A 13,396-nucleotide genomic window follows, 5' to 3' on the forward strand; every position below is an offset into this window, starting at 1 on the left:
ATGCCGCTCTGGAATATATTTATCATGTTAACTAGACGGAGGGGGACGTGATGCGGTGGGACGAGTTTCCAAAATGGGGCCGTTGGGCCGCCGACTGGGCCGGACGCTATCATGCAGGTCTGCGTGACAGATCAGTGCGGGCGCAAACCCGTCCAGGTGACGTTCTGGCCGCCCTGCCTGCACATCCGCCGGAAGCAGCGCAATCGATGGACGATATCATTGCGGATTTCGAATCCATCGTGATGCCAGGGATCACCCATTGGCAGCACCCGCGTTTCTTTGCGTATTTCCCCTCGAATGCCTCGCCTGCTGCGGTGTTGGCAGATCATCTTGTGACGGTGATGGCACCGCAATGCATGCTGTGGCAGACCTCGCCCGCCGCGACCGAGATGGAGACGCGGATGATGGATTGGCTGCGCCAGTCCATCGGTCTGCCGGACGGGTTCGCCGGTGTCATTCAGGACAGCGCCAGTTCAGCCACACTGGCTGCCGTGCTGGTGATGCGCGAACGCGCGCTGGAATGGGATGGCAATGCCAACGGCCTCGCAGGTCAGACACCGTTGCGCATCTATTGTTCAGCCGAAGTGCATTCGTCGGTTGACCGGGCCATCTGGATCGCGGGTATCGGGCAGACCAACCTAGTCCGCATTCCTACCCAAGGCCCGCTGCGCGGCATGGATGTCGCGGCACTGGAGGCCGCGATTGTCGCCGACAAGGCGGCGGGTTATCTGCCTGCGGGCGTGATCGCCTGCACGGGCGGCACGGGCACCGGCGCGTGTGACGATATCGCGGGCGTATGCCGCGTGGCGCAGGCGCATGGCCTATACAGCCATGTCGATGCGGCATGGGCGGGGGCGGCGATGATCTGCCCAGAATTCCGCGATTTGTGGCAAGGCGTGGAGATGGCGGATTCGGTCGTGTTCAACCCGCATAAATGGCTGGGCACGCAGTTCGATCTGTCAGCGCATTTCATACGCTCGCCTGCGGACCTGACGCGGACGCTGGCGATCCAGCCGGAATACCTCAAGACTCACGGCGCGGACGGGATCATCAATTATTCCGAATGGTCGGTCCCGCTGGGGCGGCGGTTTCGAGCGCTCAAGCTGTGGTTCCTGATCCGTGCCTACGGACTTGAGGGATTGCGGGCAATGATCCGCAACCATGTAGCGTGGAGCCACGATCTGGCGGAAAGGTTGCGCGCCACGTCTGGGTTCCAGATCGTGACAGAACCTGTCCTGTCGCTCTTTACTTTCCGCTATGCACCCGATGGTGACGATGCCGAGGCGTTAACGCAGGCGCTGCTCAACGCGATCAATGATGACGGGCGGATCTACCTGACCCAGACACGGGTGGCAGGTGATTACGTGATCCGCTTTCAGGCCGGACAATTCGATGCAATAAAGGCGGATGTCGATACGGCCTATGATGTCATCACCGAAACCGCCGCAGCCCTCGCAAAAGGATAGACCATGCCCGCACCCGAGAACCGCTTCAAACAGGCCCTTGCCGCGGGGCAGATGCAATATGGCTGCTGGGCAGGCTTTGCCGACACCTACCCGACCGAGGTCCTGGCGACCGCTGGCTTTGACTGGCTGGTCATCGACGGCGAGCATGCGCCCAACGATATCCGCTCCATCATGGTGCAGTTGCAAGTGCTGGAGGGCAAGGAGCACAGCCATCCGGTTGTACGCCTGCCGATGGGCGAGGCGTGGTTGATCAAACAAGCGCTCGATATCGGTGCGCAGACTCTGCTGATCCCGATGGTGGAAAGCGCGGATCAGGCCCGCGATCTGGTGCGGGCGATGCGCTATCCGCCGGAAGGCATCCGTGGTTCGGGCGCGGCGCTGGCGCGGGCCTCGCGCTTTGCCGCGATCCCTGACTATATCCGCACGGCCAATGACCAGATGTGCCTGCTGGTGCAGGTGGAAACCATGAAGGGTATGGACGCACTTGACGCTATTCTGGCGGTCGAGGGTGTGGATGGTGTCTTCATCGGCCCGTCCGATCTGGCAGCCGATATGGGCCATCTTGGTGACAGCACCCAAAAGGATGTGCGCATGGCGATCAAGGATGCGCTGGGAAGGATCCAAGCATCCGACAAGGCAGCGGGGATATTGGCGCTGGATCACGACACGGCATCGGATTACCGAAACTGGGGCGCGCAATTTCTGGCCGTTGGAATCGACGTTGTTTTGCTCGCGCGCGCCGCGCGCGATCTGGCCTCGCGCTGGAAACAGAGTTGATGCGCGCAGCACATCAATCCTGATCCGCGTTTACAACACCGCAATCCCTTCATCCAATGCAGACAGGATCACCTGCATATTGGCGGAGGTCAGAACAAGCGGGGCCGACATGAAGATGTTCGGCCCTGACACGCGCACCATCGCATCGGCACCATAGGCAACTTCTTGCACCTCACCGATCGACTTCTTGTCGATCGGCGTCTTTTTTGCGCGGACACTGACCAGTTCCAGCGCACACGTCAGACCATGTCCGCAGCGAATATCACCGATAACCTCATGCTTGCGCTGACGCGCATGCAATCCTGCAAAAAGTTCCGCGCCACGGGCGGCTGCGTTGTCATGCACGCGCAAACGCTCGGCTTCCGCCAGACAGGCAAGGGCGGCAGCGGCTCCGACCGGATGGCCGGAATAGGTGGCCTCCACATTCCCCTCCAATTGCGACAGGATCGGTAGTTTGGTGCGAACATTCGCCCCGTAGACGAGATCCAGATCGTTCAACGGGATCGCCAGACGGATCCCCGCCGCCTGAGCCACGGCGATGCAATCGCGGAATTCGGGGCGGATCGCCACATCCGGATCGGTCTCGCAGGCCGCGCGCACGAAATCAGCCATGTCGGACCAGTGACGACCCGGCAGTCATGCAACCCCGGCGGTGCGATGCCGCCAGTAATTGCGCTCGCTGATGTAGTCGGCCTGCATATTTTGTCAAAAGGGTTACTACTGGATCAAAAGGTCCACGTCATGTCAAACGGCCGTGCAGCAGACCCAATGCCACCTCCGTCAGGTCATGGGTTTCGAACAGCATACCCAAAATCACGCCGCCAAAGTCCAGAATGAGGGCACGATCTGTCGGGTTTGTTCTACCGCCTCGTCGCCATCCGCAATCCCGTAGGGGAAAACATCCCTTCACGCGTGTCGGGCGCAACGCTTTCACACGCAGTGCCGACCGCAACAAGGCCTGCAACGCCGGCGCCATACGCGCCACGGGTGCTGCGACGGCCATCGTGCCAATCACGCAGGAATGTGCGTCGAACAACGGCATGGCGCGGGAATGGACATGCGAATGGGCCTTATGACGACATTTCTACGCTGCCGGAACGAGAAATAGGCGCGGGTGGATTATCCACCTGCCCATCATATCCTGCCCCGTGATCCGTTCTTCCCGCCCCCGAAGGCCATGTGAGGCCTGATGCCCCCCTTCCGAACGGCAAGACGCCAAGGCGAGGCCAGTTCCTTTTTGGGTTTGGTTTTACGGCTTTCGGCATCGTCGTCCTGACAAATCTGGGCTAGCAGACCGTGTAGGTGCAGCGCTCCAAGCTGGTTGCGCGACCGGGTTTCTGGCCGGGGCCTGCCGAAGCAGGCATAGTCCTGTTCGGCCTATTGCAACTGCGCGGATTGCGTCTTGGTCACGCGTTGCACCGTTCATGGATTACACGCAAGACCGTGCCGAGGCGCGGGTATGGTTGCGGCCATTAGAATATACCCTTTAGGTTTATGGTCTATGTGTTTGCGGTTCCCCGTATCGGATATTTGCCTGCCAAGATGATCCTTGTGCCTGCGATGGTCTGGCGGCTGGGTTATCGCAGGCCGCAAACGATCTGGATCGTGCTGGGTTTTGCTGTCGCGCCGGTTCTGTTGTGCCTGGGGATGGCGAACCTCAAGATACCTGGCGGTTGTGTGTATCTGTGTCTTCCCGATGGCCGCGCGCCTCCGCGCGCAGGGCGGTGGTGTCATGGCCGTGGATGTCGCGGTTCTGGGTGATCCCAAACGCCCACCAGCATGTCGACACATCAGGTAGCCGAGGCTGGTGGCAGCACGATCCATCACGCCATCGACAGCGGCGACGAGAATGTGGCGATGCAGATCATGGCGCAAGGGGCGGCGGTGTTGGCGCGATGGAAAAGGCGTTGCCCGAAAAAACGGCAATCCACACGCCGGTCTGTCACATCAACGAAGCCGATTTTACTGAAAAAGGTCTGGAGATTATTCACGACAGGGACACGCGCGGGATCATCAAGACCCGAGCACAGCGTCTTCCTGCTTCAAATATCCTTGCGGGACAGGCCCGATCTGTTTGAGGGCCAAGGAAAGCACAGCGGCTGTCAGGTCTTTGGATCACGCTCCAACGCGTCCAACTCGTTCAACAGGTCCAGTAGGGCATTCAGTTTGTCCTCGCCGAATCTCTCGCGCAACCATGCGTTCAGGCGCTGGCTTTCTTTCAGGTTGTCGGCGATCAATTGCCGCCCCGCGTCAGAAATCGACACAAGCTGGCGCCGCCGGTCGGTCGGGTGACTTTCGCGGCTGATCAGACCCTTGGCCTGCAAGGTCTGCAAGATCCGCGTCAGACTGGGCATAAGCAGGCAAGAGCGGTCTGCGATCTCGGTCGGGTCAAGCGTGCCACGTTCCGCAAGCACCCGCAGAACGCGCCATTGCTGTTCGGTCACACCGACATCTGCCAGCATGGCACGGATCGGGCCCATGACCTTCTCTCGCGCGCGCAACAGCGCGATGGGAAGAGACCTGTTCGTTTCGGGTGCAATGTCGCGCGAGATATCCATGCGTCCTATCTGCCTGTATTTTGTATCGCAGGCAATAAGAGGGCTTGACGCAGGATGTATTATATTTAACTTGTTAATTAAATGCCTTGGGAGGGGTCATGCCGCATATCAGTATCGACTATTCGTCCAATCTCGAGGCCGAGATAGATATTCCGCTACTCTGCGATAGGCTACGCCGTGCGGCGATTGAGACCGGCGCGTTTCCCGTAGCTGGCGTGCGGGTCAGGGCCTTTGCTGCCAGCCACACCAGCATCGCCGATGGCAACCCCGATCACGGCTATATCGACATTTCGGTCAGGCTGCGCGGCGGGCGTGACCTGCCGACGCGCGAACGCGCCACAGCTCATATTTTTGCTGCGGCCGAGGCGTTTGTCGCACCCGTGTTGGCCCGCCGTTCGCTCGCCCTGTCGCTCGAGATGCGTGATATCGACCCTGTCCTGTCGCCCAAGTCCGGCTCGATCCGCGACCATCTGGGCAAAACCGACCCCCAAAATACAAAAAGGCTGACCTGATGTCCGACACCATCGCCCTTACGACCAATCTCGCCAAACTCAAGCCTGTTCTGGAACGGATTGCCGTCACAGGCGTGATGCACCGGATCGGCGGGCGGGACTGTCCTGCCTCGGATGGGCGCACATTCGACAATCACTCGCCCGTCGATGAAAGCCTGATCTGTCCGGTGGCGCGCGGCACGGCGGTCGATATCGACGCCGCCGCCCGTGCGGCCAAAACCGCCTTTCCCGCGTGGCGGGACATGGAAGCCGCGGCGCGCAAGAACATCCTGCATCGAATCGCGGATGGCATCGTGGCACGGTCCGAAGAAATCGCACTGGCCGAGTGCTGGGACACCGGCCAAGCACTGCGGTTCATGTCCAAAGCCGCGCTGCGTGGGGCGGAAAACTTCCGCTTCTTTGCGGACAAAGCCACATCCGCGCGCGACGGGCAGCACCTGCCCTCGTCTACGCTGATGAATATTACAACACGTGTTCCGATTGGCCCTGTTGGGGTGATCACGCCGTGGAACACGCCCTTCATGCTTTCCACGTGGAAGATCGCGCCTGCGTTGGCCGCTGGCTGCACGGTCGTGCACAAACCGGCCGAGTTCAGCCCTGTCACCGCCCGCATCCTGATGGAAATCGCTGAGGAGGCGGGTTTGCCCGCTGGCGTCTGGAACCTTGTCAACGGCTTGGGCGAGGAGGCAGGACGTGCCCTGACCGAGCATCCCGACATCAAGGCGATAGCCTTTGTCGGCGAAAGCAAGACCGGTTCGATGATCATGAAACAGGGGGCGGATACGCTCAAGCGGGTGCATTTCGAACTTGGCGGCAAGAATCCCGTGATCGTGTTCGACGATGCCGATCTGGACCGCGCGCTGGATGCCGCGATCTTTATGATTTACTCGCTGAACGGCGAGCGTTGCACATCATCCTCGCGGCTTTTGGTGCAATCCTCGATTGCCGCTGATTTCACCGCCAAACTTGTGGCACGGGTCAACAATATCCGCGTGGGCCATCCTTTGGACCCTGCAACCGAGGTGGGACCATTGATCCACAAGGTGCATTTCAACAAGGTATGCAGCTATTTCGACATTGCCCGCAGCGAAGGGGCAACAATTGCCGCAGGCGGCAGCACGCTGGACCAGGCCGGCCACTACGTGCGCCCGACCCTCTTTACCGATGCACGTGCCGATATGCGGATCGCGCAAGAGGAAATCTTTGGACCTGTTCTGACCGCGATCTCCTTCGACACCGAAGAACAGGCGCTTGAGATTGCCAATGGTGTCGCCTACGGGCTGACCGCCTATGTCTGGACCAATGACATGACCCGCGCCTTGCGCGTAACCCACGCGCTTGAGGCGGGGATGATCTGGGTCAACTCGGAAAATGTGCGCCACCTGCCGACACCATTCGGCGGGGTCAAGGCCAGCGGGATCGGCCGCGATGGCGGCGACTGGTCCTTCGATTTCTACATGGAGCAGAAACATATCGGTCTGGCCCTTGGTCAGCATCCCGTCCCTCGGCTTGGCGCCTGAAAAGGAGGTATCGACATGCCCGTTCCCGCCCCTGTGCTTTACCCGCCGTTCAACATCGTCCGCCTGAGCCATGTCGAATATGCCGTGACAGATCTGGCGACATCCCGCGCCTTCTATGTCGACACGCTGGGCCTGCAGGTCACCCATGAGGACGCCGACGGCATCTATCTGCGCGCGATGGAGGAACGCGGGCATCACTGTATCGTCCTGCGCAAATCAGACACGGCCTGCGCGCGGGTGCTGGGTTTCAAGCTTTACGACGAACCCGATCTGGAACGGGCCGAGGCGTTCTTTCGGGCCAAGGGTCTGCCGGTGTCATGGGTCGAGCGGTCCTTCATGGGCCGCACCCTGCGCACCTGCGATCCTTTCGGCGTGCCGCTGGAATTCTACGTCCAAATGGACCGCCTGCCCCCGATTCACCAGCAATACAAGCTTTATAAGGGCGTCAAACCGCTGCGGATCGACCATTTCAACATGTTCGCAAGCGACGTGGATGCCAGCGTTGCCTTCTACACCGAACTGGGTTTCCGAACGACCGAATATACTGAAGATGACGAAACCGGCAGACTCTGGGCGGCATGGATGCATCGCAAGGGCGGGGTGCATGACGTGGCATTCACCAACGGCACCGGACCAAGGTTGCATCACACCGCGTTCTGGGCGCCGAACCCCTTGGCGATTATCGACCTACTGGATCTGATGGCAACGACCGGCTATGTCGGAAATATCGAGCGCGGACCAGGACGGCACGGGATTTCCAACGCCTTCTTCCTCTATATCCGCGATCCTGACGGACACCGGATCGAGATCTATTGCTCGGATTACCAGACTGTCGATCCCGATCTGGAACCTATCAAATGGAGCCTGACCGATCCGCAGCGCCAGACACTCTGGGGGGCGCCCGCGCCGCGCAGTTGGTTCGAGGAAGGCAGCCTGTTCGAAGGTGCAGCACTGGTGGATTCTGTTTTGAAAGCGCAGCCTATCATCGCGCCCTGAGCGATGGCCGAGGCGGATTTACCGGATATTTAAGGCAAGACGAGGCAGAGGATGTGACAGTGCGGTTTGCGACAGTGAAGGCCGAGGGGCAGCAGCTTTATGGCGCCGTGGTCGAGGGTGGATTTCTGGCGCTGTCAGGCGATTTTCCGCAATGGTCCAGCTTGCGCGAAGTGATCGCAGCAGATGGGCTGGCAGCACTGGAAGCCGCGGCCAAGGGGCGCGCGATGACCCATCCCGATGACAGTTACGCGTGGGAAATCCCGATCCCCGCACCAGAAAAGATCATCTGCGTCGGGGTGAATTTCCCCGACCGAAACGCCGAATACAATGACGGGCAAGACGCGCCGCCGCACATGTCCTTGTTCATCCGCTTTGCGCGGTCTTTCACCGGACACGGACAAGCGCTGATCCGCCCGCCGGAGACACCGCAACTGGACTACGAAGGCGAGATCGCTGTGATCATCGGCAAGGGCGGACGGCGGATCGCGGAAGCCGCAGCTTTGGACCACATCGCGGCCCTGACCCTGTGCAATGAGGGCACGTTGCGCGACTGGGTCAGGCATGCCAAATTCAATGTCACACAGGGCAAGAACTGGGATCATTCCGGTGCGATGGGTCCGTGGATCGTGCCGCTTGCCGACCATTCGCAGATCACCGATGTGCATTTGCAGACGCGGGTAAATGGCGAGGTCCGGCAGGATGACCGCACGGGGCGGATGCTGTTTCCGGTGGCGCGGCAGATCGCCTATATCTCGACATTTACGACACTGGTTGCGGGCGACATCATCGTGACCGGCACACCCACCGGTGCAGGCGCGCGCTATGATCCGCCGCGCTATCTGGTGCCGGGTGATGTGATCGAGGTCGAGGCCGGGGGCATCGGCATATTGCGCAATACCGTGGAGGATGAAGCTTGAAAGCCGCAGAAATCACCGCCGCCGCCGAGGCCCTGTTTCAGGCCGAGGAAACAGGCCGCCAGACCGGACTTCTGTCACTGGCCTATCCCGACATGACGATGGACGATGCCTATGCGGTGCAAAAAGCCCTGATCGCGCGGCGCGCGGCGGCGGGACGGCAGGCAATCGGCTGGAAGATCGGCCTGACCTCCAAGGCGATGCAGGCCGCGCTGAAGATCGACATTCCCGATAGCGGCGTTCTATCAGATGACATGCTTTTCACGAATGGTGCGACCGTCCCCGCGGGCCGGTTCATCCAGCCGCGGGTCGAGGCCGAAATCGCCTTTGTGATGAAGGCTCCTCTGGCTGGCGCCTCGGTCACTCGCGCCGATGTGGTTGCGGCGACCGATTATGTAACTCCTGCGCTGGAAATTCTGGATACGCGGGTGCTGCGCGTCGATCCGGCCACCGGCAAAGCGCGCGGGATTGTCGATACGATTTCCGACAATGCCGCGAATGCGGGCATCGTGACGGGCGACCAGCGCCATGCCCTGGATGCGTTCGACCTGCGCTGGGTCGGTGCGATCCTGACCTGCAACGGCGAGGTCGAGGAAACTGGGCTGGGCGCAGGCGTTCTGAATGATCCGGTAGAGGCTGTTGTGTGGCTGGCGCAGCGCATGGCGCTTTACGATCAGCGGATCGAGGCTGGTCAGGTGATCCTGTCGGGCAGTTTCATCCGCCCTGTAGAATGTCCCTCAGGCAGCCATATCACTGCTGATTTCGGCCCCTTCGGCAAGGTTTCCGTATCTTTCGCCTGAAAACCCGCCTTCGCGGATGGTCCTTTTTTTCAGCATCGCAACCGTAACGCAAGGCGGCGGCTCAAAGCCGCCTTGATCCGCATTGCAGAATTTCATCCCGAAAACGGACATTCCGCTGCGTCAGGCAGAGGCAAATCTGTTGACGGATTTACTCAAACATGGAGAGGTAGGGCCTGTTCGTGGCGTGTTGGACCTGCAACCTTCGGGTGACTTGTCCGGCACTACCGAAACCTGCGCTGTCCTGTATGGAGGAAGGGCGGCCGCGGGAAGGACAAAAACGGCTAAAAGCCGGGGCACTTCGCACCAAGCGGAGGCCGCAAAACAGGGAGGATCGCGTGGAGGTTTTGCAACTTCTGATCAGCGGGCTTGCGAATGGCTGTGTCTACGGCCTGATCGCACTTGGCTTTGTGCTGATCTACAAGGCAACAGAGGCTGTGAATTTCGCCCAAGGCGATTTCATGATGTTGGGTGCTTTCGTTACCCTTGGGCTGGTCAATCCCGAATATATGGGCATCCCCTTCTGGCTGGCGCTGCCGCTGGTTTTCGTGATCATGGGCGTGCTGGGCTATCTGCTTGATCTGGTCGTGTTGCGCGCGGTCTTCGGCCAAAGTCAGGTCGCGGTGATTATCGTCACAATCGCGCTGGGGTTTGTGATCCGCTTTGCCGTTGGTGAAATCTGGGGGCACGAGCCTCAATCGCTGCGCTCTCCGCTCGCCTTGGGGGACGTACGTGTCGGTGATCTGGTGCTGGGTCTGGCCGATGTGGCCGTGATTATCGTGACCGTCATCATGACCATCCTGTTGTGGCAGTTCTTCCAACGCACCAAGATGGGTCTGGCGATGCAGGCCGCGAGCCAGAACCAGATGGCCGCCTATTACATGGGTATTCCCGTGAAACGGATTCAAGGCATGGTCTGGGCGCTGGCCGGCATCGTAGCTGCTGTTGCGGGAATCCTTTACGCGTCAAAGGGCGCGCTTGACCCCAGCGCTGGGTTTATCGGGATCAAGGCCTTTGCCGCTGCCGTCATCGGCGGTTTCGGCAGCTTGCCGGGTGCGCTGCTGGGTGGTCTGATCGTGGGTGTGATCGAGCCTTTCGCCGCGCGCTACCTGCCGCCGGGCTGGAGCCAGATCGCCCCCTATGCGCTGCTGATCGCGGTCCTGCTGTTCCGCCCCCACGGCCTGTTCGCGCAGGTCCGAGCGAAGAAGGTCTGAACCAATGAAATTCCATTTCAAGACAGATTACGATCAGGACATCCGGATGTTTCCCGACTGGTGGAACTTCAGCCTTTATGCGGCCCTTCTGGTGCTGGCGCTCTGCTTGCCCTTGCTGATTGATCCGTTCTTTCTGGGTGAGGCGACGAACGTGCTGATCTGGGCCACTGCCGGACTGGGGTTGATGCTGCTGACCGGACAAACCGGACAGGTTAGCCTTGGCCATTCTGCTTTCATGGCGCTGGGCTGCTATTCCTGTGTGCTGATGATGGAAGCGAATGTACCCTTTCTGGCCGCCTTTCTGCTGGCAGGAGTCATCACCGGCATCGTCGGTGCGCTGATCGCCATTCCCGCGCTGAAACTGCACGGTGTTTACCTTGCGATTGCGACGCTGGCGCTGGCCATTCTGGCGGACGATATCATCGTGCTGCTCAAGGAATGGACCGACGGGGTGAACGGCAAGATGTCCCCACCGATCGACCTTTTCGGCTATGAGATCAGCCGCTGGAATAACCCGGTCGAATGGTACTACCTGACACTGGCCGTGGTCCTGATGGTCACGCTGTTCTATCGCAACTTGCTGCGTGCGCCCTTGGGGCGTGCCTTTGCCGCCGTGCGCGACAGCGAGATCTCGGCGCAGGCGATGGGTGTGAATGTCGCGCAGACCAAGACCATTGCCTTTGGCATCTCCTGCGCCATCACCGGATTGGGCGGCGCGCTGATGGGATTGTTCGCGGGAGCGTTCAATAACGAGACCTTCAACTTCCTGCTGTCGATCCAGCTTTTGATGATGATCGTTGTCGGCGGTCTGGGCTTTATTCACGGTGCGTTTCTGGGGGCTGTGGTGATTGCGTTTCTGCCGCAGGTGTTGTCGATGACCACAGATCTGTTCGGACGCGGTGTTGCGATCCCCGGGCTGGAATCGGGTGTTTTCGGCGTTATCCTGATCCTTTTCATCCTGTTTGAACCGATGGGCCTATACGGACGCTGGCTCAAGATCCGCACCTTCCTCGAGTTGTTTCCCTTTGCCCGCAAGGACATGTTCAAACGGCAGAAAAGCTATCTGAAGACGGAGCGGTTGAGATGAGTTTGCTGGAGATTGACAGCGTCACGCTAAAATTCGGTGGCCTTACCGCGGTCAACAACCTGTCGATGAAGGTTGAGGAAGGGCAGGTTTTTGCTCTGGTCGGGCCGAACGGTGCAGGCAAATCCACTGTGTTCAACCTGATTTCGCGCTTCTACACACCGGTAAGCGGGTCGATCACCTTTGACGGGAAGGATGTGCTGAAACTGGCCCCGCATGACGTACCGCAACTGGGCATCGCGCGGACCTTCCAGAATATCGAACTGTTCCATCAGGCGACCGTGTTGCAGAATCTTCTGGTCGGGCGTCACCGGCATCGCCAGACCAATATGATTTCGCAAATGCTGCATTTGCCGTCCGTCCGCGCAGAAGAGCGCGCACATCGCCATGCGGTAGAAGAAGTGATCGACCTGCTGGATCTGCAACCCTATCGCAACAGCCGTATTGCGGGCCTGCCTTATGGCGTGCGCAAGGTGGTGGAACTGGGCCGCGCCCTGGCCAGCAAGCCACGGCTTTTGCTGCTGGACGAGCCTGCATCTGGCCTGTCGGTCGAGGAAACGCAGAACATGCGCTGGTGGATCGACGATATCCGTCGCCATATGAAAATCACCGTGCTCATGGTCGAGCATGACATGGGACTGGTCAGCAAGGTTTGCGACCGCGTGCTTGCCTTGGCCGATGGTGCGAAACTGGCAGAAGGCACACCCGCCGAGGTGCAATCGCATCCCAGTGTGATCGAGGCCTATCTGGGTACCAATGCGGTCAGTAAAGGGGGGAAAGTCGCATGAGCGATGTGCTTCTGGAGGTCCGCAACCTCGAAACATTCTATGGCCCTATCATGGCGATTCGCGGTGTCAGCCTTGAAGTGCGCAAGGGCCGCGTGGTCACCGTGCTGGGGGCCAACGGCGCGGGCAAGACAACGCTGCTAAAGACAATTTCGGGTATCATGGACCCTGAAAAGGGCAAGATCCTTTTCGAGGGCAAAGATATCCAGGGATGGGAGCCGCACCGTGTGGTGCAGGCGGGAATCGTGCATGTGCCCGAAGGACGCGAGGTATTTCCCCTGCTCACGGTCGAGGAAAATCTGGCGCTGGGGGCCTATACACGCAGCGACCGCGCAGAGATCGCGCGCGACCGTGATCTGGTGTTCAACTACTTCCCCATTCTGGCAGAGCGCCGCTATCAGGAGGCCGGCACCCTGTCAGGTGGCCAGCAACAAATGCTCGCCATCGGGCGCGGGTTGATGCTGCGACCCGAGATCATGCTGCTCGACGAACCCAGCCTTGGCCTGTCACCGCTGCTGACGCAGGAAATCTTTGCCATCCTCAAGCGGCTGAACAAGGATGAAGGTGTGACCATGATGCTGGTCGAACAGAACGCTGCCGTGGCGCTGGAACTGGCCGATGATGGCTATGTGATGGAGCTGGGGCGCATTGTGATGTCCGGCACCGCCGACCGTCTGGCATCATCTGAGGATATCCAGAGCTTCTATCTGGGCCATGACACAGAGGGCGCACGCGGCGAACGTCGCTGGAAGCGCAAGAAGACATGGAGGTAA

The 13,396-nt window shown here is 60.0% G+C and carries 14 protein-coding genes and 1 pseudogene; 12 read left to right on the forward strand and 3 right to left on the reverse strand.

The genetic code is table 11. From position 1 onward, the window contains the following. Positions 1–50 precede the first annotated feature (50 nt). Both K7H22_RS16145 and K7H22_RS16150 read left to right on the forward strand, forming a co-directional pair. Entirely contained in the window at positions 51–1,466 is a 1,416-nt protein-coding gene (locus K7H22_RS16145; protein ID WP_230801912.1) for a pyridoxal phosphate-dependent decarboxylase family protein, read from the forward strand. Between the two features lie 3 nt (positions 1,467–1,469). After that, complete coding sequence (locus K7H22_RS16150) at positions 1,470–2,243, forward strand: aldolase/citrate lyase family protein (RefSeq protein ID WP_230801913.1); 774 nt, start codon at positions 1,470–1,472, stop codon at positions 2,241–2,243. Positions 2,244–2,273: 30 nt separating this feature from the next. Here the strand turns inward: K7H22_RS16150 and K7H22_RS16155 are convergent, their stop codons facing one another. Beyond that, entirely contained in the window at positions 2,274–2,855 is a 582-nt protein-coding gene (locus K7H22_RS16155; RefSeq protein WP_269063160.1) for an aminotransferase class III-fold pyridoxal phosphate-dependent enzyme, read from the reverse strand. Between the two features lie 127 nt (positions 2,856–2,982). Next, a complete protein-coding gene (locus tag K7H22_RS16160; protein WP_230801914.1) occupies positions 2,983–3,285 on the reverse strand; it encodes a hypothetical protein in 303 nt (100 codons plus the stop codon). 666 nt (positions 3,286–3,951) lie between these two features. Here K7H22_RS16160 and K7H22_RS16165 point away from each other — a divergent pair. Next, positions 3,952–4,136 (forward strand): annotated as a pseudogene (locus tag K7H22_RS16165) (Tm-1-like ATP-binding domain-containing protein); the annotation flags it as partial. A 209-nt stretch (positions 4,137–4,345) separates the two neighbouring features. Here the strand turns inward: K7H22_RS16165 and hpaR are convergent. Then, positions 4,346–4,801 (reverse strand): homoprotocatechuate degradation operon regulator HpaR, encoded by a 456-nt coding sequence (gene hpaR / locus K7H22_RS16170; protein WP_230801915.1) that lies wholly within the window; start codon positions 4,799–4,801, stop codon positions 4,346–4,348. Between the two features lie 98 nt (positions 4,802–4,899). Between hpaR and K7H22_RS16175 the strand changes: the two genes are divergently transcribed. From K7H22_RS16175 to K7H22_RS16215, 9 genes are all read left to right on the forward strand, one after another. Then, positions 4,900–5,313: a 5-carboxymethyl-2-hydroxymuconate Delta-isomerase gene (locus K7H22_RS16175; protein WP_230801916.1), complete on the forward strand. Its 414-nt coding sequence runs from the start codon at positions 4,900–4,902 to the stop codon at positions 5,311–5,313. Further along, positions 5,313–6,833 carry a 5-carboxymethyl-2-hydroxymuconate semialdehyde dehydrogenase gene (hpaE, locus tag K7H22_RS16180; RefSeq protein WP_230801917.1) on the forward strand — a complete coding sequence of 507 codons (1,521 nt, stop codon included), beginning with the start codon at positions 5,313–5,315 and terminating at the stop codon, positions 6,831–6,833. Before K7H22_RS16175 ends, hpaE begins: the two co-directional genes overlap by 1 nt. A 15-nt stretch (positions 6,834–6,848) precedes the next feature. After that, entirely contained in the window at positions 6,849–7,829 is a 981-nt protein-coding gene (hpaD, locus tag K7H22_RS16185) for a 3,4-dihydroxyphenylacetate 2,3-dioxygenase (RefSeq protein ID WP_230801918.1), read from the forward strand. A 59-nt stretch (positions 7,830–7,888) separates the two neighbouring features. After that, positions 7,889–8,746: a fumarylacetoacetate hydrolase family protein gene (locus K7H22_RS16190; protein WP_230801919.1), complete on the forward strand. Its 858-nt coding sequence runs from the start codon at positions 7,889–7,891 to the stop codon at positions 8,744–8,746. After that, a complete protein-coding gene (gene hpaH, locus K7H22_RS16195) occupies positions 8,743–9,543 on the forward strand; it encodes a 2-oxo-hept-4-ene-1,7-dioate hydratase (protein ID WP_230801920.1) in 801 nt (266 codons plus the stop codon). Before K7H22_RS16190 ends, hpaH begins: the two co-directional genes overlap by 4 nt. A 335-nt stretch (positions 9,544–9,878) precedes the next feature. Further along, a complete protein-coding gene (locus tag K7H22_RS16200) occupies positions 9,879–10,754 on the forward strand; it encodes a branched-chain amino acid ABC transporter permease (protein ID WP_230801921.1) in 876 nt (291 codons plus the stop codon). A gap of 4 nt (positions 10,755–10,758) precedes the next feature. Then, positions 10,759–11,841: a branched-chain amino acid ABC transporter permease gene (locus K7H22_RS16205; RefSeq protein ID WP_230801922.1), complete on the forward strand. Its 1,083-nt coding sequence runs from the start codon at positions 10,759–10,761 to the stop codon at positions 11,839–11,841. Continuing rightward, complete coding sequence (locus K7H22_RS16210) at positions 11,838–12,626, forward strand: ABC transporter ATP-binding protein (RefSeq protein WP_230801923.1); 789 nt, start codon at positions 11,838–11,840, stop codon at positions 12,624–12,626. Before K7H22_RS16205 ends, K7H22_RS16210 begins: the two co-directional genes overlap by 4 nt. Beyond that, positions 12,623–13,396 (forward strand): ABC transporter ATP-binding protein, encoded by a 774-nt coding sequence (locus tag K7H22_RS16215; protein ID WP_230801924.1) that lies wholly within the window; start codon positions 12,623–12,625, stop codon positions 13,394–13,396. The genes K7H22_RS16210 and K7H22_RS16215 overlap by 4 nt, the downstream gene beginning before the upstream one ends.

This window comes from Seohaeicola saemankumensis (assembly GCF_021021435.1).
In the GTDB taxonomy this organism is placed as follows: Bacteria; Pseudomonadota; Alphaproteobacteria; order Rhodobacterales; family Rhodobacteraceae; genus Seohaeicola.

Bases quoted from the DNA above. Each gene is read 5' to 3' on its own strand.
- K7H22_RS16175 (WP_230801916.1), top strand. From the start codon at position 4,900: ATGCCGCATATCAGTATCGACTATTCGTCCAATCTCGAGGCCGAGATA.
- hpaD (WP_230801918.1), top strand. From the start codon at position 6,849: ATGCCCGTTCCCGCCCCTGTGCTTTACCCGCCGTTCAACATCGTCCGC.
- K7H22_RS16215 (WP_230801924.1), top strand. From the start codon at position 12,623: ATGAGCGATGTGCTTCTGGAGGTCCGCAACCTCGAAACATTCTATGGC.
- K7H22_RS16205 (WP_230801922.1), top strand. From the start codon at position 10,759: ATGAAATTCCATTTCAAGACAGATTACGATCAGGACATCCGGATGTTT.
- K7H22_RS16210 (WP_230801923.1), top strand. From the start codon at position 11,838: ATGAGTTTGCTGGAGATTGACAGCGTCACGCTAAAATTCGGTGGCCTT.
- hpaE (WP_230801917.1), top strand. From the start codon at position 5,313: ATGTCCGACACCATCGCCCTTACGACCAATCTCGCCAAACTCAAGCCT.
- K7H22_RS16155 (WP_269063160.1), bottom strand. From the start codon at position 2,855: ATGGCTGATTTCGTGCGCGCGGCCTGCGAGACCGATCCGGATGTGGCG.
- K7H22_RS16150 (WP_230801913.1), top strand. From the start codon at position 1,470: ATGCCCGCACCCGAGAACCGCTTCAAACAGGCCCTTGCCGCGGGGCAG.
- hpaR (WP_230801915.1), bottom strand. From the start codon at position 4,801: ATGGATATCTCGCGCGACATTGCACCCGAAACGAACAGGTCTCTTCCC.
- K7H22_RS16145 (WP_230801912.1), top strand. From the start codon at position 51: ATGCGGTGGGACGAGTTTCCAAAATGGGGCCGTTGGGCCGCCGACTGG.
- K7H22_RS16160 (WP_230801914.1), bottom strand. From the start codon at position 3,285: ATGCCGTTGTTCGACGCACATTCCTGCGTGATTGGCACGATGGCCGTC.